This window comes from Arthrobacter sp. NicSoilB4 (assembly GCF_019977335.1).
Taxonomy (GTDB): Bacteria; Actinomycetota; Actinomycetes; order Actinomycetales; family Micrococcaceae; genus Arthrobacter.
Genome location: NZ_AP024653.1, coordinates 1613530 through 1639779, shown reverse-complemented (window position 1 = coordinate 1639779; position 26250 = coordinate 1613530). Strand labels below are relative to the sequence as shown.

The following is a 26250-nucleotide window of genomic DNA, read 5'->3' as shown; positions in this document are numbered from 1 at the left end:
TGCATAATCTTCCATTGTGAACGCACTCGACCAGGTTCCGGCAGATTTTCTCTTTGCCTTGGGAACCCTTCGGCAGGCACGGACCCGCAGTGAACTGCGCCTCGAGGAGATTCCGGCACCCGCCCGGCTGGCACCGTTCGCCGTCGCGCTCGGGGCGGAAGTTGTCGCCCCCGGTGAACCCTCCGGCGCCGTCCATGGCCCGGCGGCCGCGGCCCTGGCACGTGCTTCCGGAAGCGACGACGTCGAACTGGCCACCGGCCGCTTCATCCTGCTGCATGACCCCGACGGCTCCGCGGTCTGGGAAGGCGAGTTCCGGGTGGTCACCTACATCCGCGCCCAGCTGGAACCGGAAATGGGCAACGACGAAATGCTCGGCTCCGTCGCCTGGACCTGGCTCGTCGAGGCCCTGCAGAACCACGCCGCGCAGTACCGCTCGGCCGGCGGGACCGCCACGCGCGTGCTGTCCGAAAGCTTCGGGACCCTCTCGGACCGGCCGGACTCGATCGACATTGAGCTCCGGGCCTCCTGGACGCCGGCCACGCCGGACATCACCTCGCACCTCGAGGCATGGTCGGACATGGTCTGTACCTTCGCAGGGCTTCCGCCGCTGCCCGAAGGCGTCACACCGCTGCCCCGCTGGCGCGGCGGACAGGCCTGAAATGCGATCCGCGAACGCGGGCAATCCGCCCGGTTTTGGCGAATGCGCGGCCCGCAACACCGTGTTGTCGCTAAACTGAAGTCATCATGACCTCTCATATTCCGGAAATCACCACCGCGGGCGCGGCCGCCAACACACCAGAGGCCGCGGACGCCACAGCCCACATCGCGGTGGACGGCTTCGACAGCCTGGTCCCCGAGGTCATTGACCTTGATGCCCCCCGCGACGGCGTGCCCCTCGTCATTGAAACCCAGTCCGGCCTCGAGCGCTGCGCCGCGGCCCTCGCCGCAGGGCACGGCCCCGCGGGAGTGGACGCCGAACGCGCGTCCGGTTTCCGCTACGGCCAGCGTGCCTTCCTGGTCCAGATCCGGCGTGAGGGCTCCGGCACCTGGCTGATCGATCCGGAACCTTTCGGGAACCTGGACATCATCAACGACGCCCTGCGCGGGGTGGAGTGGATCCTGCACGCGGCCAGCCAGGACCTGCCCTGCCTGTCCGAACTCGGCATGTGGCCGGACAAGCTCTTTGACACCGAACTCGCCGCCCGCCTCGCCGGGCTGCCCCGCGTCGGACTCGCCGCGGTGATCGAACAACTCCTGGGCTTCGGCCTCGCGAAGGAGCACTCCGCCGCCGACTGGTCCACGCGGCCGCTGCCGGAGCCGTGGCTTCGCTACGCCGCGCTCGACGTCGAGGTCCTCACCGAACTTCGCGAGGAACTCATCGAGCTGCTCGTCGCCGACGGCAAACTTGACTACGCCGAACAGGAGTTCGCCGCCATCCTTGAGGCCGGCCAGGCGCCGCCGCGCGTCGACCCGTGGCGCAAGACGTCCGGACTGCACCAGATCCGCGACCGGCGCCAGCTGGCAGCGGTCCGCGAACTGTGGATCGAACGCGACTCCCTGGCGCAAAAGCGCGACGTCGCCCCCGGCCGGCTCATCCCCGATTCCGCCCTCGTGGCCGCCGCCAAGGCCATGCCCACCACTGTGCCGCAGCTGCTGGGCACCAAGGGCTTCCACGGCCGCGCGGCCCAGCGCGAGGCGCCGCGGTGGCTGCGCTGCATCAGCACGGCACGGACCCTCGAGGACCTCCCGCCCCTGCACCTGCCCACCAACGCTCCCCCGCCCCCGCGTGTATGGGCGGACCGGGACCCGGAGGCCGCCGCGCGGCTCGCCACGGCCCGGCCCCTGCTGCAGGCCAAGGCCGAAGAGCTGAACATGCCCGTGGAGAACCTGCTGACGCCGGATTACCTCCGCCGTGTCTCCTGGCGTCCGCCGGCCGAGTCCAGTGAGGAAGGCATCGCCGAGGAACTGGCGAACCTGGGGGCGCGACAGTGGCAGATTGAACTCGTCGCGCCGCTCATCGCGGAGGCCTTCCAGGATCCGCAGCCGCTCCCGGCCAGGGAAGCCAAATCCGCGCCGGCCGCCGCTGCCGTAGATTCCGCGCCCGCGCCGGACTCGGCAAACTAGGCCACCGGCCCAGCCCCCGGAAAACACTCCCGCCGGCAGAATGCCCTGAAGATAGCCACGCACTCCTTGCCAGCTATGTTACTGGCGAGTAACATGTTGTCTGATGTCGCCCGGATCACTGCTGCCCTTGGCCCTTTGCGCCCTGGACATGGATCCGGCACCCAGGTCTCGATGAGGAGTAGCACGTGAGCCAGCACCCGAGCAGCGGAACACCCAGCGGTGGAAACAACAGCAGCGCGAAGCCGTCCGTCGGAGGGGGGCGAGCCGTCCGCGACGTGGTCTTCGTCGACGGCGTCCGCACCCCGTTCGGCCGCGCCGGCGAGAAGGGCATCTACGCCGGAACACGCGCCGATGACCTCGTGGTCAAATGCATCCGCGAACTGATGCGCCGCAACCCGTCCCTGCCGGCCGAACGGATCGACGAGGTGGCCATCGCGGCGACGACGCAGACCGGTGACCAGGGACTGACGATCGGCCGCACCGCCGCCCTGCTGGCCGGACTGCCCCGGACGGTGCCCGGCTTCGCGATCGACCGGATGTGCGCCGGCGCCATGACAGCTGTGACCACGACGGCCAGCGGCATCGGCTTCGGCGCGTACGACGTCGTCATCGCCGGCGGCGTGGAACACATGGGGAACCACCCCATGGGCGCGGGCGCCGACCCCAACCCGCGCTTTATGTCCGAGAGGATCGTGGACCCGGCCGCCCTGAACATGGGCAACACGGCCGAGAACCTGCACGACCGCTTCCCGGCCATCACCAAGGACCGCACCGATGCCTACGCCGTCGCCTCCCAGGGCAAGCTGGCCGCAGCCTACGCAAGGGACCAGATCCAGCCGGACCTGGTGCCAGTCGCGACGATGAAGCCTGGCCAGGGCTGGACTGTGAACACGGTGGACGAGCCGCCGCGCCCGGGCACCTCCGTGGAAGACCTCGCCTCGCTCAAGACTCCGTTCCGCGCGCATGGCCGGGTCACGGCCGGCAACGCCGCCGGCCTCAATGACGGCGCCACGGCAGCCCTGCTGGCCTCGGCCGACGCCGCCGAGGAACTGGGCCTGCCGGTCAAGATGCGCCTTGTCAGCTACGCCTTCGCCGGCGTCGAACCCGAGGTTATGGGCATCGGCCCGGTCCCGGCCACCGAAAAGGCCCTCAAGAACGCAGGGCTCGGCATCGAAGATATCGGCCTGTTCGAGATCAACGAGGCCTTCGCCGTCCAGGTGCTCAGCTTCCTGGACCACTTCGGCATCGCCGACGAGGACCCCCGGGTCAACCGCTACGGCGGGGCGATCGCCGTCGGACATCCGCTCGCGTCCTCCGGCGTCCGGCTGATGAACCAGCTGGCCCGCCAGTTCGAGGAGGACCCCGCGGTCCGCTTCGGCATGACCACCATGTGCATCGGCCTCGGCATGGGAGCCACCGTGATCTGGGAGAACCCGCACCACGCCGAGTACGGCACCCCCCTTGACAAGGCCACCGCACGCAACACCAACAAGACTGGAGCCGCAGCATGAGCGCCGCCGATTTCCGCAAGCTTGCCGACCTGTTCCCGAACGAGACGGTCACCCACTCCTACGTCCAGGACATCCAGCTTCCCGCCGCAGGCGACGGCACGAGCCCCGGCACCTTCGCCCTGATCACCCTGGACAACGGGCTGGACCACTCCAAGCCCACCACGCTGGGTCCGAACACGCTGATCGAACTCGGCACTGTCCTGGAAGGGCTGAGGGAGCGGGCCGCCCGCGGCGAGATCGTGGGTGTGGGCGTCACCGGCAAACCGTACTTCCTGGTCGCCGGCGCGGACCTGTCCACGGTCAAGTCCATCAGCGGCCGGGAGCACGGACTCTGGATGGCGCAGCTCGGCCACGACGTCTACGGCACGCTCGCGAACCTCGGCGTCCCGAGCTTCGCCTTCATCAACGGCCTCGCCCTCGGCGGCGGGCTGGAGATCGCACTGCAGTCCACCTACCGCACCGTGTCCACCGGAGCGGGGGCGCTGGCCCTGCCGGAGGCCTTCATCGGCCTCATCCCGGGCTGGGGCGGCGTCTACATCCTGCCGCGCCTCATCGGCCCCGAGAACGCCGTCAAGGTGATGATCGAAAATCCGCTGAGCAACAACCGCACGCTCACCGGGCCGCAGGCGTTCAAGCTCGGCGTCGCCGACGCCATGTTCGAGCCGGCCGACTTCGTCGAGCAGTCCGTTGCCTGGGCGGCGCAGGTCATTGCCGGCACCGTGACCCCGGAACGTGCCAACGCCGTCGACGCCTCCGCGCCGGAGGTCGCCGGCCGCTGGGCCGGCGCCGTCGCTGCGGGCCGCGCCTTCGTCGAGGCCAAGACCTCCAACGCCTCCCCCGCACCGGCCAAGGTCCTGGAGGTCATGGAGGCAAACCGCACGCTGACGCAGGCCCAGTCCGCGGAACTGGAATGCGAGACCCTGGCGGACCTCATGCAGACCGACGAGTTCCGCTCCACGGTCTACGCTTTCCTGGACCTCGTGCAGCGCCGGTCCAAGCGCCCCGCCGGCGCCCCGGACCGCAAGCTCGCACGCCCGGTGACGAAGGTCGGTGTCGTCGGCGCCGGCCTGATGGCCAGCCAGCTGGCCCTGCTCTTCGCCCGCCAGCTCAAGGTGCCCGTCGTGATGACGGATATCGACCAGGCCCGCGTGGACAAGGGTGTGGGCTACGTGCACGCCGAGGTGGACAAGCTGCTGCAGAAGGGCCGGATCAGCCCCGATGCCGCCAACCGGACGCGGGCGCTGGTGACCGGGTCGGTGTCCAAGGACGCTTTCGCCGACGCTGACTTCGTGATCGAGGCCGTCTTCGAGGAGCTCAACGTCAAGAAGCAGGTCTTCAAGGAAGTGGAGGCGATCGTTTCCCCGGAGTGTATTCTCGCCACCAACACGTCCTCCCTGTCCGTCACGGCGATGGCCGAAGACCTGGAGCACCCGGAACGACTGGTCGGCTTCCACTTCTTCAACCCCGTGGCCGTGATGCCGCTGCTGGAAATCGTCCGCGCCCCGAAGACCGACGACACCGTGCTGGCCACCGCGTTCGAGCTCGCCAAGGGGCTCAAAAAGTCCGCCGTGCTGGTCAAGGACGCCCCGGCGTTCGTGGTGAACCGCCTCCTGCTGCGCCTGATGGGCGAAGTGACGGCGGCCTTCGACGAGGGCACCCCGGCAGACGTGGCGGACAACGCGCTGCGCCCGATGGGACTGCCGATGACGCCGTTCGTCCTCGGCGCCATGGTGGGGCTGCCGGTCGCACAGCACGTCCAGGAATCCCTCCACGCCGCATTCGGGGACCGTTTCCCGGTCTCGCAGAACCTGCAGACACTGATCGACAACGGGGTGAAATCCATCTGGGATCCGGCCTCGGTGCAGGCGGGCAAGCCGGTGATCCCGTCCGAGACCCTGGCACTGATGTCCTTCGGCAGCACACCCTCCACCGGCGAGGAGGTGCTGCGCCGCACGCAGGACGCCCTGGCTGAGGAGATCGGGCTCATGCTGGACGAAGGCGTGGTGGCCGGCCCGGAGGATATCGACCTCTGCATGATCCTCGGCGCGGGCTGGCCGATGTTCCTCGGGGGCATCACCCCGTACCTTGACCGGGTGGGCGCGTCCGAACGGGTCACGGGCAGGAAGTTCCTGGCCCCCGGCGTGGCGTCCGAACCTGCCTAGGCAACGCAATGCAGCACCGGCGGCGGGCTTCAGGACTCCTGGAGCCGGCCGCCGCTGAGCTTTAGGACCCGGTGCGCCGTGGCCCGGGCGTAAGCGGCATCGTGCGTGACCAGCACGGCCGCCGCGCCCCGGGCCGCGGAGTTCACGATGGCCCGGTGCAGGTACTCCAGCCCATGCCGGTCCAGCCCCACTGTCGGCTCATCGAGGGCGAGCACGGCGGGCTGCCGGGCCAGCACGGTGGCAAGGGCGAGCAGCCGCTGCTTCGAGGCCGGCAGCTCCGCCGGGTGCGTTCCCGCATCCCCGGACAGCCCGACAGCCTCCAGCGCCTCGTACGCGGCGGCAGCGGCCCCCCTGCCCAAGAGCCTCCGAAGCCCGAAGCTGACCTCCCGCAGCACCGTCCGTTCGAACAACTGGTCCCGGGGCTGCTGGAAGAGCAGCCCCACCGAACCGGCCACGCGCCCCGCCGGGAGACCGGCGATGCTGGTGCCGGCGACGCGCACTACTCCTGCTGCCGGGCGGAGCAGTCCGTTGAAGTGGCGCAACAGCGTCGACTTCCCGGCCCCGTTCCGCCCGGTGACGGCTACGATTTCGCCCGGCCGCACAGCCAGGTCCAGACCCCGCAGCAGCGGCTCCCCCGCCGGTCCGCCGGCCCGCGGGAAGCTGAAACCGACGCCCTCCAACTCCAGCACCGGCGCGGTCTCCGGGTCCGGCGCCGCGGAGGTGACTGCGGGCGGGGACTGGATTACCGCGGTATGGGTGACCGTCTGAACCACAGTCCCGGTCCGGGCGAGTTCCGCAGACCGGATCAGTTCCCGGGGCGGTCCGCTGGCGGTGACGGTGCCGCCGTCGAGGACAACCCAGTGCGTTGCGGAACGGGCCAGGCCGTCGGCTGCCTGGCTCAGCACCACGACGGCGGTGCCGGCCCCCGTGAGCCTGCCGATGAGCTCCCGGACCAGGATGACGCCGGCAGCATCCAGGGAGGCCAGCGGCTCGTCGAGCACCAGCACCCCGGGGTCCTGGATGACAGCGCAGGCGACAGCCAGCCGGCGCAGTTCCCCGCCGGAAAGCGTGGCGGGGTCCCGGTCCAGGAGGGCGGCCAGGCCGGTGAGCTGCGCCACGTGGGCCACCTCCCGGAGCATGTCCGGCCGCGCAACGCCCCGGTTTTCGAGGCCAAAGGCGAGTTCCTCGGCCACCGTGGAGCGGACCGTGGTGAGCATGGCGGCCGCTTCCTGCGGGACGTAGCCCACCCTGTCCGACCAGGCGGAGGGATTGATTCGGGGGTCGTCGTGGCCGCCGCTGAACTCCAGCACTTCGCCGGCCTGTGCGAGCGAACCGGTGAGCGTTCCGGAGTGTCCGGCCCGGAGCCAGCCGGCCAGCAGTTTCCCCAGGGTGGTCTTTCCGCTGCCGGACCCGCCGAGGACGGCCGTCAGTGTGCCGGGACGGACGCCGAATGTGATGTCGCGCAACGCAGGATCAGCCTCGCCGTGACAGCTGAAGGTGCCGATCCGGGCGGCCAGCACGGCGCCGGTCCGGATGGCGGCGGTGGGATCAGTAATGGTCATGGGAGCCCCGCACCAGGCCAGGAGACCCCGAGCCGGAGTGCCACGGCGGCCGCGGCGAGCAGCAGCAGGGCGGCCCGTAGCCGGCGCTGGACGGGCGGGTCCGCGAGCTCCCGGTACGCCGTGCGGGGACCCGGGCTGCCGAATCCGCGGGCGTCGAGCGCCTGGGCCCGGTTTCCGGAGTCCTCGATGAGGCCCAGCACCAGCGGAACCATCTGCACGCGTACCGCAGCGAACCTGGACACCACGCCGCCGACCACCAGCCCGCGGGCCTCCTGCGCCGCCCGGATGGCCTCCAGCCTGCCTGCCATGGCCGGCAGGAGCGTCAGCGCCGAGGCCAGGACAAAGCCGACCTGCGGCGCCAGCCCCTTCGCGGCCAGCGCCGCGACGAGATCGGGGGCGCTGACGGTGAAAGTGAAGAGCAGCAGGACCAGCACGCAGGCGCCGGTACGGGTGCCCGCGTCCAGGGCGAAGCCCAGTCCCTCCGCCGTGACCCTGGCGGGCCCCCAGGCTGCCAGGACGGTCCTTCCCTCCGGGAAGAACAGCCCGTGCAGCATCAGCAGCGACAACCCCAGGGGCAGCAGGACCGCTGCCGCCACGGCGAGCACGCGGCGGCCGACACCTGCCCGCCGGGCCAGCACGGCCGCCGCGAGGGCGACCGCGAGGGACAGCGGCCAGAGGCCTGCCGCCGTCGTGATCACCGCCGTGCAGCCGGCCGCCGTCAGCGACGTCAGCGGGTGGAGGGTGGAGGGCATGCTTCGGTGCGTCCGCTTCAGGCTAGCTACTCAGGCTTCCGGAGTTCCCGGCCCCTTGCCGGCGAGCACCCGGAAGCGGCGGACGAACTCGAACTGGAAGGTGGTGCGGCGCGGCAGGGCGTAGACCAGCAGGGCGGCGACGGCGAAGACGATGGCCTTGTCCATCGGGTCCGAGATCAGGGCCTGCTTGGTGATGGCGGCGAGCAGCGTGTCGCCCATGGCGCGGAAGGCGCTGACCACGGCTCCGGTGCCGAGGCCGGCGGTGCCGCCGAAGACGAAGGCGGCAATCGGGGCGGACAAGACACCGGCGAGGATGCCGGTGACGAAGCCGGCGACCGGTGCGAGGTAGAAGCGGCGGAACAGGCCGCCGCGGGCGGCCAGGCCGGCCAGGAAGCCGACCAGGGCCGCGCCGGCGGCGAAGGGAAGCACGGTCGGGTTGAAGAAGGACCACACGATGGTGCTGAGGGCGCCCGTCGCCGCACCCGCGGCCGGGCCGGCGAGGACAGCGATCAGGACGGTGCCGATCGCGTCGAGGTAGAACGGCAGTCCGGTGGTGCCCATGAGCTGGCCCAGGACGACGTTCAGGACCAGGGCCACCGGCATCAGCACCAAGGTGGATGTGGGCAGGACCGGAAGCGCCGCGGCGATGAGGAGGACGGCGCCGAGCAGGAATCCGCCGAGGGCCACAAGCGCCGCGAAGCTGGCCGGGCCGCTTGCGATGTCCGCGGGCTGGGTGAGGACCAGGAAGAGGTAGGTGGCCGCGATCGCGGCGGCGCCGCCAAGTTCCAGCAGGCGGCGGTTGCGCCGTGCTGTATTTCCGCCGGCGCCGGTGGCGGAGCCGGTGGCAGGGAGGGTCAGGGACTGCTGTGACATGGGGATGGTCCTTTAGTGGGGGCTGCAACATCCGCCTCATGTCACCTCGGCGCAGCTACCATCCTAACCAGTGACGGAAGGCGCGCCGGACATGCGCCGCCGTGCCAGCGAGCCGACGGAGGAAATCAGCTCCTCGAAGCACTGCTCCGGATCGTTGGACGAGACGATCCGGGCGTTGGGCGGCAGCCCCCAGAGTCCGCGGAAGTCCGCCACGGTAGTGCCGATCAGCAGCGGCGAGACGGTTTCGACGTCGACCGTGGCCGGACGGGCGGTGAACGGGGTGCGTCCGACGGCGGCGCAGGCCGCGAAGGCGTCATGCATGTGCGCCACAAAGCCCTGGTCGTAGAGCCGGTGGAACTCCATGTAGAACCGGATCGCGTCGGACAGGCAGGCCACCAGCGGGCTGGCTGAGGCGCTGCGGAGGCCCTCCGGCTGCTCCGGCAGGACCAGCTCCGGCCCGGCCCCGGCAGCCTCCCCGAGGCGCCGGAGGTGTTCGGGAAGCATCTCGATCCGCTCTGTAGTTTCCAGCGCGCACACCAGCGGCAGCTTGTCCTCCGGCAGCCCGCGGTACGCGGCGAAGACCTCCTTGGCCGCGTGCGGGTCCACCGAGGTGTTCCACTCCGCCGTCGGCGTCGTGTTGCCCTGGTAGTAGAAGCTGCCGCCCATGATGACGAGGCCCTTGAGCAGCCGCGGCAGTTCCGGTTCGCGGCGCAGGGCGAGGGCGAAGTTGGTCAGCGGCCCGGTGATGAGCCCGGTGATCTCCCCCGGGTGCGCCCGGACCTCCTCCACCCAGACGTCGACGGCGTGGCGCTGCGAGACCTGCCGGGCGGGCGCGGGCAGTTCGGCGTAGCCGATCCCCTGCGGCCCGTGGGTCTCCTCGGTGGTGACCAGCGGAATTTCCAGCGGCACCTCTGCGCCGATGGCCACCTCGACGCCGGACCGGCCGCACAGCTCGAGCAGCGCCAGGTTGTTGCGCGCGACCTGGCGGGCACCGACGTTCCCTGCCGTGCACGTGATGGCCTGCAGGTGCACTTCCGGCCGGGACAGCAGGTAGACCAGGGCCAGGGCGTCGTCGATCCCGGTGTCGACGTCCATCAGGATTCTCTGGTGTGCAGCGGGCACGTCAGGCAGGGCCCCCGGGATGGCGGCCGTTGAGGGCAGCTCCATCTAGAACAGTGCGACCTTCGGCGTGCGCGGGAAGAGGTCGCCCAGTTCGGCCCGTTCCGCGGCGCTGGGGATCCAGGCCACGGCGGCGGCGTTCTGCCGGACCTGTTCCGGCCGGGTGGCGCCCGCGATGACGCTGCTGACCGAGGGCTGGGCGGCGAGCCAGGAGAACGCCACCTGGACCTCGGTCAGGTTCCGCTCGGCCGCGAAGGCGCTGAAGGCGCCCAACTGGTCCCAGTCGGCGTCGTGGACCAGGTTGGTGCGGGTGTGGCTGAGGCGCGAGCCCGCCGGTGCGGTGTCCTTGGCGTATTTGCCGGTCAGCAGGCCGTTGGCCAGCGGGAAGTACGGCAGCACGCCCAGGCCGTAGGCTTCGGCGGCCGGCGTGACCTCGAGTTCGGCGCGGCGGTCCAGCAGGTTGTAGTGGTTCTGGCTGGAGACGAAGCGTGCCCCGCCGCGGTTGCGGGCCACGAATTCGGCCTCGGCGATCTGCCAGCCGGCCCGGTTGGAGTGGCCGATGTAGCGGACCTTGCCGCTGGTGACGAGCTCGTCGAGGGCGTCGAGCGTCTCCTCGATCGGGGTCAGCGGGTCCGGGGTGTGGAACTGGTAGAGGTCGATCCAGTCCGTGCCGAGCCGGCGCAGCGAGGCCTCGGCGGCCTTGATGATGTACCGGCGGGAGCCGCGGGCACCGAAGTCGTTGCCGTTGGCACCGTGCATGTCCATGCCGAACTTGGTGCCGATCACGGCGTCATCGCGGCGGCCCCGGAGGGCCTTGCCGAGCATCGTCTCGCTCAGGCCAGGTTCCTTGCCGTACGTGTCCGCGACATCGAAGAAGGTAATTCCGGCGTCCAGGGCGGCATGCACGACGGCGTCGGTCCCCTCCTGCGACTCGGTGGCTGTATTGGCCCGGCCCAGGTTGTTGCAGCCAAGGCCGACGACGGAGACGGTCAGTCCGGAATTTCCTACGCGGCGGTATTCAGTCATGGGGTTCAGCCTATAACGGCCCGGCGCGGCTCCCGGGCACGGCAGGCAGGGCCGTACGCGGGGCCGGCGTCCGGCCGGCCGCCGGCCCACGCGGGGTCATCCTGCGGGCAGTTCCAGCCCACGTTCGTCGAGGGCATCCTCGAGCTGGGCAAGGGTCCGCGGGCACATGCCGTGCATCCCGGCAAGCCGGCGCCGGCCAAGCTGCACGAGGTGTTCGAGCGTCTCCACCCCCGCATGCGCGAGCGATTTGCGGGCCGGAGCCGCCAGCCCCGCCGGGAGCGGGGTGCTGCCTGGTTGAGAGGATTTGCGCGTCATAGCGTTGCCTTTCAGTCGGTTGCCCCCAAACTGATGCGAGCCGTGTCCGGCTCCTTGCAGGTGTTACCTAGAGCGTGAAGCTGTTGGCCTGTTTCGGGGAGTGCTTGAGCTTGAAGGTCTCCTCGCCGAAGGCTGCGGCGCCGATGCTCAGCTTGGTGAAGTCAAGGTCCTCGCCGCGGATGCAGACCTTGATGGCGTTGACAGTTTTGTTGACGTCCGGGGTGAGGCAGAAAATGTTCAGCTTGGCGTCGGAAAACTCGCTGCGGTCCACGGTCCCCAGACCCCGCCAGGCCAGGTGGCTGATCAGGGCGTCTTTGGCTTTTTCCTCGAGGTACCGGTCGCGGGCGGTCCCGTCCTTGGTCTTCAGGGCGTACTGGGCCACCACCCAGAACTGCTCCTCCTCCGGAATTTCGGCGTACCCGTCCTCGGCGCACTGCACGGCGAAGGCATCCATCAGCCGCTCCGCGGTCTCTGCGTCGGCGGCCTCGGTCTCCTCCGTTGTGCTCTGGTGCCCGACGACGCCGTGGTTCATGACGAATTCGTTGAACTCCTCGTCAATCCAGGCTTCCCTGAACTGCAGGGTGCCTTCTTCGTCACGCTTGTAGACCCGGATAATTCCGCTCATGCCCGTCCTCTCCTGAACCATTCGCGGTCTGTGCCGTCGAACGGTGGCTGTTGTGCCTTGACGGCCTGGTAAAGCTGATCCGACGCAGCGGTGATCCGGTCCACCACGTCTGCGGGGTAGTCCATCTCGATCCGGTGCTCGGCAAACTCGTCCTCATCGTCCACGTACACTCCGCGGTCCACGGTCCGGATCACATCCAGGTCCATGTCGATCAGGTGGAACTCGGTGACTCCGGGCCGGATCGTCGTCCAGCCGTGGTCGGTCGCAAGGTCCACGTAGACCCGGACACCGGAGGGGTGGGCTTCGTCGTAGAAAGTGGCCACGTACTCGCCCGAGCGCGGGACCAGCAGGACGGCGTCGGATTCGGCGTAGAACGCCGCACCCGGGCGGGAGCAGAACTCATTGGTGCCTTGGAAGATCCACCAGCCGTGGGCGTCCTCGCCGAGATACGTCCCGGGCACCACCCAGTGGGCCTTGCCGTTCCATTTCCGGTTCCGGGAGACCACCAGGTCGCCCGGCACCAGACTGTCGGGGGTCCTCACAGGGGTCCTCACAGAATCGGCAGGCTGCCGGTGCTGGGGTGTTCCTGGCCCGGGAGGGGCCGCGCGAACGGCACTTTGGTGCCCAAGACCTGGGCCACGACGTCGTGCGTGATCTGCTGCCCGGTCAAGCCGACCCGCTCGAGCACCTGGCTGCGGGAACCGTGGTCCAGAAACTCCACCGGGAGCCCGACCTCGTTGAGGGCTGTGTCCACTCCGGCGGCCCGCATCTCCTGCCGGATCCGGGATCCGACGCCGCCGGCACGGACTCCGTCCTCGATGCAGATGACGAGGCGGTGGTGCGAGGCGAGGGCGATGACGGATTTGGGGACCGGGAGGACCCAGCGCGGATCCACGACGGTGGAGCTGATGCCCTGCGCGCCGAGCCGGTTCGAGACATCCAGGGCGAGCTCGGACATCGCTCCGACGCTGACGATCAGCACGTCGTTGTCGCTGGAGCCTGCAGGGCGGCGTGCCAGAACATCCACTCCGTCGCCGAGCCGCTCGATGGCCTCCACCTCGGCCCCTACGGTTCCTTTGGAGTAACGGATCACGCTGGGGGCATCCTCGATGGCGACCGCTTCGCGGAGTTCCTCGCGCAGCCGGGTGGCGTCGCGGGGGGCGGCGAGGTGCAGTCCCGGCACGATCTGGACCATGGCCATGTCCCACATTCCGTGGTGGCTGGCGCCGTCGGGCCCGGTCACGCCGGCCCGGTCCAGGACGATGGTGACGCCGGCCTTGTGCAGGGCGACGTCCATCAGCAGCTGGTCGAAGGCTCGGTTCAGGAACGTCGCGTAGACCGCGACGACGGGGTGCAGCCCGCCGAAAGCCATGCCCGCAGCGGAGGTTAGGGCGTGCTGTTCGGCAATGCCGACGTCGAACACCCGCTCCGGGTGCCGGGCGGCGAACTTGTGCAGCCCGACGGGGATAAGCATGGCACCGGTGATGCCAACGATGTCCTGGCGCTCGTCGGCGATGTCGGCGATCTCGTCGGCGAAGACTGACGTCCAGGACTTGGCGCCGCCGGCCTCGGTGGGTTCGCCGGTCTCCGGGTCGATGATCCCGACTGCGTGGAACTGGTCGGCTTCATGGGCGCGGGCGGGCGCGTAGCCGTGGCCCTTCTCGGTCATGGCATGCACAATCACGGGACCGGCGTAGTTCTTGGCGGTGGACAGGGCGTTCTCCATGGCCTGGAGGTTGTGGCCGTCCACCGGCCCGATGTACTTCATGCCGAGGTCCTCGAACATGCCCTGCGGGGCCCACCAGTCCTTGACGCCCTTCTTCATAGCGTGCAGGCTGCGGTAAGTGAACTGGCCCGCGGGTCCGCCGTTCTGCAGCCTCCGCCGCCACCAGTCCAAGGTGCCCTCATAGCCGGGAGCAGCACGGAAGGAATCGATCGTGGGGCGCAGCGAGGCGAGGTAGTCCGCGAACCCGCCCACCGTGGGGGCGTAAGAGCGGCCATTGTCGTTCACAACGATCACAACGCGGCGCTTCTTGTCCGCGGCGATGTTGTTGATGGCCTCCCAGGCCATGCCGCCGGTGAGGGCGCCGTCGCCCACGACGGCAATGACGTACCGGTCGCCGTCGCCGGTCAGCTGCCGGGCGCGGGAGATGCCGTCCGCCCAGGAGAGCGAGGAGGAGGCGTGCGAGCTTTCGACGATGTCGTGCTCGGATTCGGCGCGGTCGGGGTAGCCGGACAGGCCGCCCTGCTGGCGCAGGGTGCTGAAGTCCTGGCGTCCGGTGAGGAGCTTGTGCACGTATGACTGGTGGCCGGTGTCGAAGACGATGCTGTCGCGGGGGGAATCGAAGATCCGGTGGACCGCAATGGTGAGTTCGACGACGCCGAGGTTCGGGCCCAGGTGCCCGCCCGTCTGGGAGACGTTGCCGATCAGGAAGTCCCTGACCTCGGCTGCCAGCTGATCCAGCTGCGCCTCTGACAACTTGCTCAGGTCCTGCGGATTCCGGATGGTCTCCAAGATTCCCAACGGCCCCTCCTTCGGGTGGTAGACATGCCTTTTAACTCTAACGCCTCCAGAGTAGGCCTGGTGCCGGAACGGGAAAGCCCCGGTCCGTCGGTGACGGGCCGGGGCTTTCTCGTTGGACTGCTGGGACTTCCGCTAGTTGGCGGAAATCTGGCGCAGCACGTACTGCAGGATGCCGCCGTTGCGGTAGTAGTCAGCCTCGCCCGGGGTATCGATGCGCAGGACCGCATCGAAGGACGTGACGGTTCCGTCAACCGCAGTGGCAGTGACCTTGAGCGTCTTCGGCGTGGTGCCCTCGTTCAGGGCGGTGACGCCCTCAACCGCGAAGGTCTCCGTGCCGGTCAGCCCGAGGCTGGCCGCGTTCTGCCCGGCCGGGTACTGCAGGGGCAGGACGCCCATGCCGATCAGGTTGGAGCGGTGGATGCGCTCGTAGCTTTCGGCCACGACAGCCTTGACGCCCAGGAGGGCGGTGCCCTTGGCTGCCCAGTCACGGGACGAGCCGGAGCCGTACTCCTTACCGGCCAGGACAACCAGCGGGATGCCGGCGGCCTGGTAGTTCTGCGCGGCATCGTAGACGTAGGCCTGGGGGCCGTCAGCCTGGGTGAAGTCGCGGGTGAAGCCACCCTCCACGCCGTCGAGGATCTGGTTCTTGATCCGGATGTTCGCGAACGTACCGCGGATCATGACCTCGTGGTTGCCACGGCGGGAGCCGTAGGAGTTGAAGTCCTTGCGCTCCACACCGTTGGCCAGCAGGTACTGCCCGGCCGGAGTGTCGGACTTGAACGAACCTGCCGGTGAGATGTGGTCCGTGGTGACGGAATCGCCAAGCTTCAGCAGCACACGCGCACCGGTGATGTCCTTGACGGGTTCCGGCTGTGCCTTCATGCCATCGAAGTACGGGGGCTTCCGGACGTACGTGGACTTCGGATCCCAGGCGAACGTGTCGCCGGCGGGGGTGTCGAGTGCCTTCCAGCGGTCGTCGCCATCGAAGACGCCCTCGTAGCCGCGGGCGAACATGTCCTTGTCGATCGAGGAATCGATAACCTGCTGGACCTCGACCGGGTTCGGCCAGATGTCCTTCAGGAAGACGTCGTTGCCGGCCTCGTCCTGGCCCAGCGCGTCGGCGTCGAAGTCGAAGTCCATGGTTCCGGCCAGGGCGTAGGCGATGACCAGCGGCGGGGAGGCCAGGTAGTTCATCTTCACGTCCGGGTTGATCCGGCCTTCGAAGTTGCGGTTACCGGACAGCACGGCGGTGACGGAAAGGTCGTTGGCCTGGATGGCCTCGGAGATTTCGGCGTCGAGCGGGCCGGAGTTGCCGATGCAGGTCGCGCAGCCGTAGCCGACGATGTAGAAGCCGAGCTTCTCCAGGTACGGGGTCAGGCCCGACTTGTTGTAGTAATCGGTGACAACCTTGGAACCGGGAGCCACGGAGGTCTTGACCCACGGCTTGGAGGTCAGGCCCTTGTCGACGGCGTTGCGGGCCAGCAGTGCGGCGGCCAGCATCACGGACGGGTTGGACGTGTTGGTGCAGGACGTGATCGAGGCGATCGACACCGCACCATGGTCCAGCTCGAACTCGCGGCCGTCCGCGGTCTTGACGCTGACCGGGTTGGACTGGCGGCCGTCGGACGACGGGCCGTGCGCGTGCGGGGCCTCGTCCGTGAGGTGGCTTGCGGAGCCCGTGAAGGACGGCACGTCCGACGCCGGGAAGCTCTCGTCGATTGCCTCGTCGACGCTGCCGCCGGCCAGCTCTTCCTTCACGTAGTTGCGCAGGTCCTGGCGGAACTGGTCCTTGGACTCCGTGAGGATGATGCGGTCTTGCGGGCGCTTCGGGCCGGAGATCGACGGAACAACCGTCGACAGGTCCAGCTCGAGGTACTCGGAGAACTTGATTTCGCGGGAGGGGTCGTGCCAGAGGCCCTGTTCCTTCGCGTAGGACTCCACCAGGGCGACGTTCTCATCCGACCGGCCGGTGAGGCGCAGGTAGTCGAGGGTGACGTCGTCGATCGGGAACATGGCCGCCGTGGAGCCGAACTCCGGGCTCATGTTGCCGATCGTGGCGCGGTTGGCCAGCGGCACGGCCGCGACGCCTTCGCCGTAGAACTCCACGAACTTGCCGACCACACCGTGCTTGCGCAGCTGTTCGGTGATGGTCAGGACGACGTCGGTGGCGGTCGCGCCGGCCGGGATGGACCCGGTCAGCTTGAAGCCCACAACGCGCGGGATCAGCATGGAGACGGGCTGGCCGAGCATGGCTGCCTCGGCTTCGATGCCGCCCACGCCCCAGCCCAGCACGCCCAGGCCATTGACCATGGTGGTGTGGGAGTCGGTGCCGACGCAGGTGTCCGGGTAGGCCCGGAGCTCTCCGTCAACCTCGCGGGTCATGACGGTGCGGGCCAGGTACTCGATGTTGACCTGGTGCACGATGCCTGTTCCCGGCGGGACGACCTTGAAGTCGTCGAACGCGGTCTGGCCCCAACGCAGGAACTGGTACCGCTCGCCGTTGCGCTGGTATTCGATCTCCATGTTGCGCTCCAGTGCGCCGGAGTTGCCGAAGGCGTCGATCTGCACGGAGTGGTCGATCACCATCTCGGCAGGTGCCAGGGGGTTGACCCGCTTGGGGTCTCCGCCGAGTTCCTTGACTGCTTCACGCATGGTGGCAAGGTCCACAACGCAGGGCACGCCAGTGAAGTCCTGCATGATCACGCGCGCCGGCGTGAACTGGATTTCAGTGTCGGGCTCGGCGCTGGGGTCCCAGCCGGCCAGTGCTCGGACGTGATCGGCCGTAATGTTGGCGCCGTCCTCGGTCCTCAACAGGTTTTCAAGCAATACCTTGAGGCTGAACGGAAGGTTTTCTGCACCTTCAACGGAGTTCAACCGGAAAATTTCGTATTCGGTACCGGCTACATTAAGTTTGCCTTTTGAACCGAAGCTGTCCACAATGCTCATCGCAGGACTCCTCTCGCAACAGTTTCATCTTTGTCGCGCCGCAGACCCCTTGCTAGTTAGGTGGTCCTAACTAGTGCTTGGCCTTGTTGGGACAAGGATCAGTTCAGGGTTCAGGAGGTCAGCCGTGGATACGGAGCGCGACGTCGGACTACTCCGCCCATCCTAGTGGCCTCAGGCCCCGGGAGTCAGCAGCGCCACAGTCTCCATGTGGTGGGTGTGCGGGTACAGGTCGAAGGCCCGCAGCCCTTTCAATTCCCAGCCGGACTGCTGGAAGTAGCCCACATCGCGGGCAAAGGACGCCGGGTCGCAGGATACGTAGGCGACGGCCCGGGGGCCGGCTTCGACCAGCTGGTTCACGACGGCCTTGCCCGCGCCGGCCCGGGGCGGGTCCAGCAGGATGGCGTCGAACGTGCGGGCTTTGTCGCGCAGGACCCGTTCCACCCTGCCCTGGACGATCTCGACCTGGGAGGCGTCATGGAGGTTCTTTCGGGCGTCCCGGCTGGTGCCGGGGGATCCTTCCACGGACAGCACGGACCCCGTCACGCCCACGGCGTCCGCGAGCGGCGCGGTGAACAGCCCCGCCCCCGCGTAGAGGTCCGCCACAGCGGCGCCGGCGTCCAGGAAGCCGCCGTCGTGCAGGAAGCCGGTGACCGCGCCGACGAGGGTGTCCGGTGCGTCCCGGTGGATCTGCCAGAACCCGTCGCCGGTGACGCGGTAGTCGTGCCCGGCGGCGCTCTCCTGCACGTAGGTGCGTCCGCGCAGCCGCAGGACCTCGCCCTTGACCGGATCGAAGCTGGCCACCGAGACGTCGTCGGGCAGCTGGGCGAGGACCGCGCTGAGCCGCTTCGCGCGGGTCCCCGGGGCGGGGACCAGGAGCACCAGCGGGCGGGAGCCGTTGGCCGGGGCGGCCACCTCGATGCGTTCGATGCCCTGCAGGTCGATGTCCCAGAGCCGGAGCGCGTTGATGGCGTCCGCTGCCAGGGGCATCTCCCCGACCGGGAGTACCGTGTCGGACCGGTGCGCGTGCATGCCGAGCTTTCCGGCCGGCGTCACCGCGAATCCCGCGCGGGTCCGCCAGGCGAGGCCCGCCGACGCGGGCGTGCCGGGCTCCCCCACGGCTTCCACGGAAATGGGGCGGTCGACGCCGGCCAGGCGGCGCAGCTGTTCGGCCAGCACCTCGGCTTTGAGGCTGCGCTGGCGGTCCAGGGCGATGTGGCCGAGCTCGGCGCCGCCCACGGGCGGGTGGCGGTGGGACCAGGAGCGGACGGAGTCCGCCAGGTCCCAGAAGTGCCGGACCCGGTCCGGGGAGGGTTCCAGCACTTCCACGACGTCGCCGCGCCAGAACTTGGCGTCCGGGCCGGACTCCGTGAGGCGGACCCGGACTTTTTCGCCGGGGATGCCGTGGCGGACGAACACCACGCGTCCCTCATGCCGGGCCACGCAGTGCCCGCCGTGGGCGACCGGACCGACGTCGACGGTCAGTTCGGTGGAGGATTGCGTCTGGGTCTCGGAGCTCATTGGATGTCCTGCAGTCTCTTGGCTTCTTCGGATGATTTCAGCTGCCACGGCACGCTGGCCACCATGACCCCCGGCTCGAAGTGCAGCCGGGTCTTGATGCGCAGCGCGGTCTGGTTGTGGACCAGTTGCTCCCACCACTTACCCACGACGTACTCGGGGATGTAGACGACAATCAGGTCGCGGGGCGAATCGCGGCGCATGTTCTTGATGTATTCCATGATGGGCGTCACCGTTTCGCGGAACGGACTGGCCAGCACCGTCAGCGGTACCGGGATTTCCAGCTTCTCCCAGTCCGCGACCGTTTGTTCGGTCTCCTCGGGGCTGATGTCCACGGTGACGGCGTCCAGCCGGGAGGGCCGTGACGCGCGGGCGTAGGCCAGGGCCCGGAGCACCGGTTTGCGCACATGCGAAACGAGCAGCACGGCGTGCACGCGGGTGGGCAGGGCCCGCGGCGAGGTGTCCTCGTCCACGGCGAGTTCCTTGGCCACGTTGTCATAGTGCGCCCGGATGCTCCACATGATCAGGAACAGGACGAACATGGCCAGCAGCGCGATCCAGGCGCCCTGCTGGAACTTCGTGATGAGGACGATCACCAAAACGAGTGCGGTCATGCCGAAGCCGATGGTGTTGATGGTGCGGGACTTGAGCATCCGCCGCTTCACCGCCGGGTCCTTGGCGAGTTTCAGCTCCCGGCCCCAGTGCCGGATCATGCCGAGCTGGCTGACCGTGAAGGAGATGAAGACGCCCACGATGTAGAGCTGGATGAGCTTGGTGACGTCCGCGTTGAAGGCGATGATCAGCACGAGTGCCCCGGCGGCCAAGGCCAGGACGCCGTTACTGAAGGCCAGCCGGTCCCCCCGGGTGCGCAGCTGGCGGGGCAGGTAGCCGTCCTGGGCCAGGATCGAGCCCAGCACCGGGAAGCCGTTGAACGCCGTGTTGGAGGCGAACACAAGGATCACGCCGGTTGCGGCGACCACGATGAAGAAGGGAATGGACGCCGCGCCGAAAATCGTCTGCGCGATCTGGCTGATGGCCGGGCTCTGGATGTAGCCCTCCGGCAGCGGTTGGCCGTTCAGGAGGAACTCCGTGGCCGGGTCCAGCACGATGTGCACCTTCGTGGCGTTGGCGAGGTAGATGATCCCGGCCAGCATGGAAGCGGCGATCACACCGAGCAGCAGCAGCGTCGTCGCGGCGTTCTTGCTTTTGGGCTTCTTGAAGTTTGGCACGCCGTTGCTGATGGCCTCAATGCCGGTCAACGCGGCGGCGCCGGAGGAGAACGCACGGAGCAGCAGGAACGCGCCGGCGAGGCCGACAAGGCCTTCGTCGAAGCCGTCCGCGGGCACGATCGTGAACGCCGCCGAGGGAGCTTCGCCCAGCTGGCCGGTGGCGGCCTGGAAGACGCCGACGGCCGTCATCCCCAGGATGGACGCCATGAAGATGTACGTGGGTACGGCGAAGACGCTGCCGGCCTCCTTGATGCCGCGGAGGTTCACGAGGGCAAGGATCACCACCCCGATGGTCGCGATCGCGGCCTGCTGGCCGTGCAGCGCGGGCACCGCGGTGGTCAGGTAGGTGGCGGCGGAGGACATCGAGACGGCGACGGTCAGCACATAGTCCACCAGCAGCGCGGAGGCCACGGTGAGCCCGGCGTACTTGCCCAGGTTCTCGTTCGCGATCTCATAGTCGCCGCCGCCGGAGGGGTAGGCGTGGACGTTCTGGCGGTAGGAGGCGACCACGGTCAGCAACACCACCATGACGGCCAGGCCAACCCAGGGCGAGAACGCCACGGCACTGACGCCGGCCAGCGCCAGCGTCAGGAGGATTTCATCCGGCGCATACGCCACGGAGGACAGCGCGTCGGAGGCGAAAATGGGCAGGGCGATCCGCTTGGGAAGCAGGGTGTGGGCCAGGCTGTCGTTCCGGAAGGGCCTGCCTACGAGCACCCGCTTCACGGCATTGAAAATTGTCGGCACCACACAAAGCTAGTCCCATTCGCACGCGATGTCATGACGGCGGCCGGACCAGCTGCCGGGCTCTCCACCCAACCGGTCGGCGCGGTGGCCGCGGGCTGGCTCCGCGTGCGGCTGTGGCCGGTATTGTTTTATCCAGCAGCAGTCATAAGGAACAACAGGAGGCACGGTTGGCGCACTTCGTGATCATGGGTTGTGGCCGGGTGGGGGCAACCCTCGCGCACACGCTCGAGGACGCGGGCCATTCCGTGGCCATTATCGACCAGGACGACCGCGCATTCCGGCGGCTCCGGGCGGGCTTCACGGGCCGGAAGGTCACCGGCGTCGGCTTTGACCGGGAGACCCTGAAGCAGGCCGGCGTCGCGGACGCTTACGCCTTCGCGGCCGTCTCCAGCGGCGACAATTCCAATATCCTTGCCACCCGGGTGGCGCGCGAAACCTTCCATGTCCCCCACGTTGTCGCCCGGATCTACGATCCGGGCCGCGCAGAGATTTACCAGCGCCTTGGTATCCCCACAGTGGCCGCCGTGCGCTGGAGCGCCGACCAGGTGCTCCGGCGGATCTTGCCCGAACAGCACCTTGCCGGCGACTTCCGGGATCCCTCGGGGCGGCTCGTGCTGGCCGAAGTGGACCTGGACCCGGAGTGGATCGGGCACCCGGTGACCTCAATCGAAAAAGCTGCCGGCATCCGCGTCGCGTATTTGACCCGCTTCGGCGAGGGCATGCTGCCCGTGGCCGGCACCCTGTACCAGGACGGCGACACCGTCCATGCCATGCTCGGCGTGGACCGCAGCACCGAAGTCGCCCACATTCTTGCCAAGTCCCCCGCCAAGGAGTCCTAAGTGAAAGTCGTCATTGTCGGGGCGGGAAGTGTCGGTTCCTCGATCGCGCGCGAACTGCTGGCCCACAAACACGAGATCCTGCTGATCGACCTGAAACCCGAGGTGATCGGGCGCAGCGGCCTGCGCGGCGCGCACTGGCTGGTCGGCGATGCCTGCGAGCTCAGCACCCTCCAGGACGCGAAACTGGAGGACGCCGACGTCGTGGTCTCTGCGACCGGCGACGACAAGGTGAACCTGGTGGTCTCGCTGCTCGCGAAGACCGAATTCGGCGTCGGACGGACCGTAGGCCGGGTCAACAATCCCAAGAACGACTGGATGTTCGACGATTCCTGGGGCGTCGACGTCGCGGTCAACACCCCGCAGCTCATGACCGCCCTCGTCGAGGAGGCGGTGGAGATCGGCGACCTGATCCGCCTGCTGACACTGCAGACCGGAGTGTCCTCCCTGGTCGAATTCACGGTCCCCCACGATTCGCACGTGATCGGCCTGACGGTCGGCAGCATCGACTGGCCGGAGGACTCCACCCTGGTGGCAATCCTGCGGGACCAGGCGCCGATCACCCCCAGCCGTGATGACGTGATCGACGGCGGGGACGAGCTGTTCTTCGTGACGACGATCGCGGCCGAGGATGAGCTGCGCGCCCTGCTCTCACCGGACTCGACCGGCGACGACGAGCACGTTGACGAACAGGTCCCGGCCACCGCGGACGACGGCTTCGACGGCTAGGCGATTTGCGCTGCCAGTTGGATTTGCGCTGTCAGTTGGAGTGGTTATTCCGCCCGGATAACAGCTCCAACTGACAGCTCAACTGGTTTTGTCGGCCGGAGCGGGCCGGGTCAGCAGCCATGCGACCCAGACGCCCAGGATGTACAGCGGTGCACCCATCAGGAGCCTGGTCGTGGCGAGGGCGGCGAATCCGGCGTCACCCATAAAGTACAGCGGGACCTGGACCAGCAACCGGAGGGCCAGCACCGCGATGATCACCCAGGTGCCGATCTGGTAGGCCTTGACCCTGGCAGGGTTCTTCCGCCAGTCCAGGCCCTCGTTCCGGATGAACCCGAAGATCAAACCGGCAAAAGGCCAGCGGACGGCAATCGAGATGGCCATGGCCACGATGTAGCCGACGTTCGTGAAGAACCCCAGGACGTAGAAGTCCTCGGCTTTGCCCGTGCTGTTGGCAAGCCACGCGGAGAGCGCGACGCCGGCGATCCCCGCCAGTGCCTGCGTCAGCGGTTTGCGCTGGACCAGCCGCGTGACCGTGAAGGCCGCGGCCGCTGCCAGCGCAAGGATCAGGGCCAGGGGCAGCTCGCGTGTGATCGTGAACGCGACCAGGAACACCAAGCCCGGAAGGATGCTCTCCGCAATGCCCTGGATCCCGCCGGCGCTCTTAAGTACATCGATGTTGCCGTTGCTGGAACGGTGCAGACCGGCCTTGGCCGCGTAGCCCTCGGCGAGCTGCGCGACGGTCGGCTGGTCTGCTGTTGTCTGGTCTGCTGTTGGCCGGATGGCGGAGGGCTGCCCGGCCGTATCCTTCCCGGCCGATCCCTGCCCGGTTGCTGTCTCGGGTTTCTCGGGCAAGGTCATTGCTCCTCCTGGCGGGAGAGTATTTCATAGCGGGGATTGAACATGGTGGGCAGGCCGTCGCGCACGGTGACCATGCCCTGCAGGCGCAGTTCCGTGCCGGCCTCGACCCCGGGGATGCGGCGGCGTCCCAGCCAGACGACTCGGAGCCGGTCCTTGGGACCGTAAGGCCGGTGGCGCAAGGCGCCCGCAGCGGTTGCCTTGACAGCGCCGGCCACTGCAGACCCCTGGGCAACTGCCGCGGCACCGGGCGTTTTGATGTCTGGTGTCTTGATGCCGGGTGCCTTGATGCTGGGCGCGTCATGGTCGACGACGACCGCGGTGAAGGCGGCCACCTGGCTCGCCGGGGCGTAGGTGACCGACTCGATGAAGCCGTGGCACATCACGCGGCCGCGGTCCGGCAGCGCCTTCACGGAGATCGAAGAGGACGGATCCTGGCGGGGGGCATCAGCCAATCTGGGTGATCTCCGGTCCTCGTTCTGGCCGCTCGAGGTCCGGGGCGGACTGCGGTGCGGGCACGGCATTGTCCTTCGGCAGGCGCAGCTGCAGCAGGTCCCGCGGCGGCATCGGGTTCTCACCGCGGACCACCACGATCTGCCGGAACAGGCTTTCGAGCCCGGCGGCCGCGTCGCGGTCCACGGCGGCCTCGCCGCCGAACACGCCACGGAGGAACCAGCGCGGGCCATCGACGCCAATGAAGCGGGCAACGCGGTAGCCGTGGCTTCCGTCTGCGCCGCCGGCCGGGAGCTTGGCGAGCAGCTCGGTGCCGAAGCCGCCCTGGATTTCCTCGATCTGGCCGCCCTGGCTGCCAACGGACTGGCCGATCTGCTCACGGATTTCGTCCCACAGGCCCTCGGACCGGGGCGCGGCGAACGCCTGGAGCTGGAGGCTTGAGCCGTTCAGGTCCATGGTGACGGCGACAACGCGCTGCGTGGCCTCTTCGACCTCGAGCCGGAGCTGGAGGCCTTCCGCGGGGGCGATCAGGAGTGCACCGAGGTCCACGTAGCCGTCCTGGTCCTTGATTTCCGAGACGTCGAAGGGACCGCTGGCACCGCGGCCGGGAACAGCGGAAGTGGCCCCGGCGGAGCCGGATGCTGCGGAGTCATCGGCGGAAGCGTCAGCAACTGCCTCCCGCGTTTCCCCGGGGTCGGTCAGCTGTTCCTGCTTGGCTTTCCTGCCACGCCCAAAAACCATGGGGTTGTCTCCTTAGTTGTGATCCTGTGCCGCCGCGCCGCCCCGCGTCCGCGTGGCGCCCGCCGTCTCCTGCTGTTTCATTCTGTTGCAGAAACAACGGCCGGCTGATAAATCCTGCAAATAGGTCCCGCTTATAAGTCCCTGCGTAAATACTGCGGGTCCTGCCGGCCGCAGGTCAGACCGGCGCGCCGAAACCGCCGGTGGATCCGAAGCCTCCGCCGCCGCGAACCGAGCCGTCGAGCTCCTGGACGGGCAGGAACCGGGCGTACTCCACGCGTTGAATAACCATTTGTGCAATTCTATCGCCGCGCTTGAGTTCGATCGCCTGCCGGCGGTCAGTATTGAGCAGCGTCACGGCAATTTCTCCGCGGTAGCCGGCGTCGACGGTTCCGGGGGCGTTCACCACGGTCAGGCCGTGCTTGGTGGCGAGCCCGGAGCGCGGGTGGATCAGGGCCACAAAACCATCCGGGAGGGCTATGGAAACACCGGTGGGAACCAGCCTCCGCTCCCCCGGTTCCAGCACCACGTCCTCGCGGGCACGAAGGTCCGCTCCCGCGTCGCCCGGGTGTGCATACGACGGCGGCTCCAGGCCGTCGTCGAGCATTTTCAGTTGAACCGTCAGCGTGGGGGTCCCGTATTCTGCCGCTGCCTCTGCCGCAGTCGTTTCTTCAGTCACAGTCCCTCACTCTAACGCCAGCGGGGAAGATCAGCCTAGCCGCGGCGTGCGGACGCGGACGGCCACCGCCGCTTTCCGGGCCAAGGTGAAATAGCCCGGGAAAAGTGGAAAGCTGGGCCTATGCCCGAATCCAGTGCAGCCGTGCCTGCCCCCAACAGCACCCCCAGCGACGCCGTTCTGTACAACGAGAAGCTCTGGCCGAACGTCTGGATCTGGCTGGTGTCGGCGGGACTCTCGGGTGCCGGGATCCTGGTGTTCGCCCCCATCAGCCTGGCCGCCGGGCTCACCGCGGCGGTGGTCCTGTTTGTGATCATTGCCGTGCTGCTGGTCCTCTCGACCCCCACGATCACCGTCACCGAATCCACCCTGCGCGTCGGCCGCGCCACCATTGAACGCCGCTTCGTCGGTACCGCGGCCGCTTTCCGGGGCACGGATGCGACGGCCGAACGCGGCACCCGCCTCAACGGCCTCGCCTTCCTGTGCATCCGCGGGTGGATCGATCCGGTGGTCCGCATCGAGATCACCGATCCCTCCGACCGCACGCCCTACTGGCTGACGTCCACCCGACACCCGGACCAGCTGGTCACTGCCCTGAACTCCTAGCCTTCGCAGAGGCTTTAGCCCTCGCAGTCCCTGCAGAACTTCAGGCCGTCCTTCTCGCGGGCAATTTGCGAACGGTGGCGTACCAGGAAGCAGGAGGCACAGGTGAATTCGTCGGCCTGGGCCGGCAGGACGCGGACCAGCAGTTCCTCCCCGGACAGGTCCGCGCCGGGGAGTTCGTAGCCTTCGGCAAGGTCCGTCTCGTCTTCATCGACCACAGCGGACGGCTTTTCCGTGCGCCGTGCTTTGAGCGCCTCGATGGAGTCCTCGCTGAGGTCCTCCTCGGTCTTGCGTGGCGCATCGTAGTCTGTCGCCATTATTTGTCGCTCA

The 26250-nt window shown here is 68.4% G+C and carries 24 protein-coding genes; 7 read left to right on the top strand and 17 right to left on the bottom strand.

All coding sequences use genetic code 11. The annotated features are described in order from the left end of the window. The first annotated feature begins 13 nt into the window (after positions 1-13). The 4 genes from LDO13_RS07300 (at position 14) to LDO13_RS07285 (ending at position 5797) form a co-directional block, all read left to right on the top strand. The gene (locus LDO13_RS07300; RefSeq protein WP_224049715.1) at positions 14-658 is read left to right on the top strand and encodes a DUF3000 domain-containing protein; all 645 of its coding nucleotides are present in this window, start codon (positions 14-16) and stop codon (positions 656-658) included. Between the two features lie 86 nt (positions 659-744). Continuing rightward, complete coding sequence (locus LDO13_RS07295) at positions 745-2124, top strand: HRDC domain-containing protein (protein ID WP_224049337.1); 1380 nt, start codon at positions 745-747, stop codon at positions 2122-2124. Between the two features lie 275 nt (positions 2125-2399). Then, on the top strand, positions 2400-3635 hold the full coding sequence (locus tag LDO13_RS07290) for an acetyl-CoA C-acyltransferase (RefSeq protein ID WP_224049714.1): 1236 nt from the start codon (positions 2400-2402) through the stop codon (positions 3633-3635). Beyond that, positions 3632-5797, top strand: a complete 2166-nt coding sequence (locus tag LDO13_RS07285) for a 3-hydroxyacyl-CoA dehydrogenase NAD-binding domain-containing protein (protein WP_224049336.1) — start codon at positions 3632-3634, stop codon at positions 5795-5797. The genes LDO13_RS07290 and LDO13_RS07285 overlap by 4 nt, the downstream gene beginning before the upstream one ends. 29 nt (positions 5798-5826) lie before the next feature. Here LDO13_RS07285 and LDO13_RS07280 read toward each other — a convergent pair whose 3' ends face one another. The 12 genes from LDO13_RS07280 to LDO13_RS07225 all read right to left on the bottom strand — a co-directional run bounded on the left by LDO13_RS07280 (position 5827) and on the right by LDO13_RS07225 (position 21030). Continuing rightward, positions 5827-7359: an ABC transporter ATP-binding protein gene (locus tag LDO13_RS07280; RefSeq protein ID WP_224049335.1), complete on the bottom strand. Its 1533-nt coding sequence runs from the start codon at positions 7357-7359 to the stop codon at positions 5827-5829. After that, a complete protein-coding gene (locus LDO13_RS07275; protein WP_224049334.1) occupies positions 7356-8111 on the bottom strand; it encodes an energy-coupling factor transporter transmembrane component T in 756 nt (251 codons plus the stop codon). Before LDO13_RS07275 ends, LDO13_RS07280 begins: the two co-directional genes overlap by 4 nt. A 30-nt stretch (positions 8112-8141) precedes the next feature. Next, entirely contained in the window at positions 8142-8984 is an 843-nt protein-coding gene (locus LDO13_RS07270) for an ECF transporter S component (RefSeq protein ID WP_224049333.1), read from the bottom strand. A gap of 63 nt (positions 8985-9047) precedes the next feature. After that, positions 9048-10079, bottom strand: coding sequence for a nucleoside hydrolase (locus LDO13_RS07265; protein WP_224049713.1), 1032 nt, complete (start codon positions 10077-10079; stop codon positions 9048-9050). A 72-nt stretch (positions 10080-10151) separates the two neighbouring features. Continuing rightward, positions 10152-11129 (bottom strand): aldo/keto reductase, encoded by a 978-nt coding sequence (locus LDO13_RS07260; protein WP_224049332.1) that lies wholly within the window; start codon positions 11127-11129, stop codon positions 10152-10154. A 96-nt stretch (positions 11130-11225) separates the two neighbouring features. Continuing rightward, positions 11226-11444, bottom strand: a complete 219-nt coding sequence (locus LDO13_RS07255; protein WP_224049331.1) for a hypothetical protein — start codon at positions 11442-11444, stop codon at positions 11226-11228. 67 nt (positions 11445-11511) lie between these two features. Then, positions 11512-12069 carry a hypothetical protein gene (locus LDO13_RS07250; protein WP_224049330.1) on the bottom strand — a complete coding sequence of 186 codons (558 nt, stop codon included), beginning with the start codon at positions 12067-12069 and terminating at the stop codon, positions 11512-11514. Next, positions 12066-12611, bottom strand: a complete 546-nt coding sequence (locus tag LDO13_RS07245; RefSeq protein WP_224049329.1) for a DUF402 domain-containing protein — start codon at positions 12609-12611, stop codon at positions 12066-12068. The genes LDO13_RS07250 and LDO13_RS07245 overlap by 4 nt, the downstream gene beginning before the upstream one ends. 8 nt (positions 12612-12619) lie before the next feature. Next, positions 12620-14593 carry a 1-deoxy-D-xylulose-5-phosphate synthase gene (dxs, locus tag LDO13_RS07240; protein WP_224049328.1) on the bottom strand — a complete coding sequence of 658 codons (1974 nt, stop codon included), beginning with the start codon at positions 14591-14593 and terminating at the stop codon, positions 12620-12622. A 132-nt stretch (positions 14594-14725) separates the two neighbouring features. Next, positions 14726-17539, bottom strand: coding sequence for an aconitate hydratase (locus LDO13_RS07235; RefSeq protein WP_224049327.1), 2814 nt, complete (start codon positions 17537-17539; stop codon positions 14726-14728). Between the two features lie 171 nt (positions 17540-17710). Beyond that, complete coding sequence (locus LDO13_RS07230; RefSeq protein WP_224049326.1) at positions 17711-19057, bottom strand: TRAM domain-containing protein; 1347 nt, start codon at positions 19055-19057, stop codon at positions 17711-17713. Beyond that, positions 19054-21030, bottom strand: a complete 1977-nt coding sequence (locus tag LDO13_RS07225) for an APC family permease (protein WP_224049325.1) — start codon at positions 21028-21030, stop codon at positions 19054-19056. Before LDO13_RS07225 ends, LDO13_RS07230 begins: the two co-directional genes overlap by 4 nt. Positions 21031-21197: 167 nt before the next feature. On the opposite strand from LDO13_RS07225, the gene LDO13_RS07220 reads away from it, so the two are divergent. Both LDO13_RS07220 and LDO13_RS07215 read left to right on the top strand, forming a co-directional pair. Then, positions 21198-21869 (top strand): TrkA family potassium uptake protein, encoded by a 672-nt coding sequence (locus LDO13_RS07220; RefSeq protein WP_224049324.1) that lies wholly within the window; start codon positions 21198-21200, stop codon positions 21867-21869. Then, on the top strand, positions 21870-22595 hold the full coding sequence (locus LDO13_RS07215; RefSeq protein ID WP_224049323.1) for a TrkA family potassium uptake protein: 726 nt from the start codon (positions 21870-21872) through the stop codon (positions 22593-22595). It abuts the gene before it with no gap. Between the two features lie 78 nt (positions 22596-22673). Here the strand turns inward: LDO13_RS07215 and LDO13_RS07210 are convergent, their stop codons facing one another. The 4 genes from LDO13_RS07210 to dut form a co-directional block, all read right to left on the bottom strand. Continuing rightward, complete coding sequence (locus LDO13_RS07210) at positions 22674-23453, bottom strand: DUF3159 domain-containing protein (protein ID WP_224049322.1); 780 nt, start codon at positions 23451-23453, stop codon at positions 22674-22676. Further along, entirely contained in the window at positions 23450-23905 is a 456-nt protein-coding gene (locus LDO13_RS07205; protein WP_224049321.1) for a hypothetical protein, read from the bottom strand. Before LDO13_RS07205 ends, LDO13_RS07210 begins: the two co-directional genes overlap by 4 nt. Further along, entirely contained in the window at positions 23898-24644 is a 747-nt protein-coding gene (locus tag LDO13_RS07200; RefSeq protein ID WP_224049320.1) for a DUF3710 domain-containing protein, read from the bottom strand. The genes LDO13_RS07205 and LDO13_RS07200 overlap by 8 nt, the downstream gene beginning before the upstream one ends. A 175-nt stretch (positions 24645-24819) precedes the next feature. Next, positions 24820-25320, bottom strand: coding sequence for a dUTP diphosphatase (dut, locus tag LDO13_RS07195; RefSeq protein ID WP_224049319.1), 501 nt, complete (start codon positions 25318-25320; stop codon positions 24820-24822). 120 nt (positions 25321-25440) lie between these two features. Here dut and LDO13_RS07190 point away from each other — a divergent pair, with 120 nt between their 5' ends. Continuing rightward, on the top strand, positions 25441-25923 hold the full coding sequence (locus LDO13_RS07190) for a DUF3093 domain-containing protein (RefSeq protein WP_224049318.1): 483 nt from the start codon (positions 25441-25443) through the stop codon (positions 25921-25923). Between the two features lie 14 nt (positions 25924-25937). On the opposite strand, the gene LDO13_RS07185 is transcribed toward LDO13_RS07190, so the two are convergent. Continuing rightward, complete coding sequence (locus LDO13_RS07185) at positions 25938-26237, bottom strand: DUF4193 domain-containing protein (RefSeq protein ID WP_224049317.1); 300 nt, start codon at positions 26235-26237, stop codon at positions 25938-25940. Between the last annotated feature and the right edge of the window lie 13 nt (positions 26238-26250).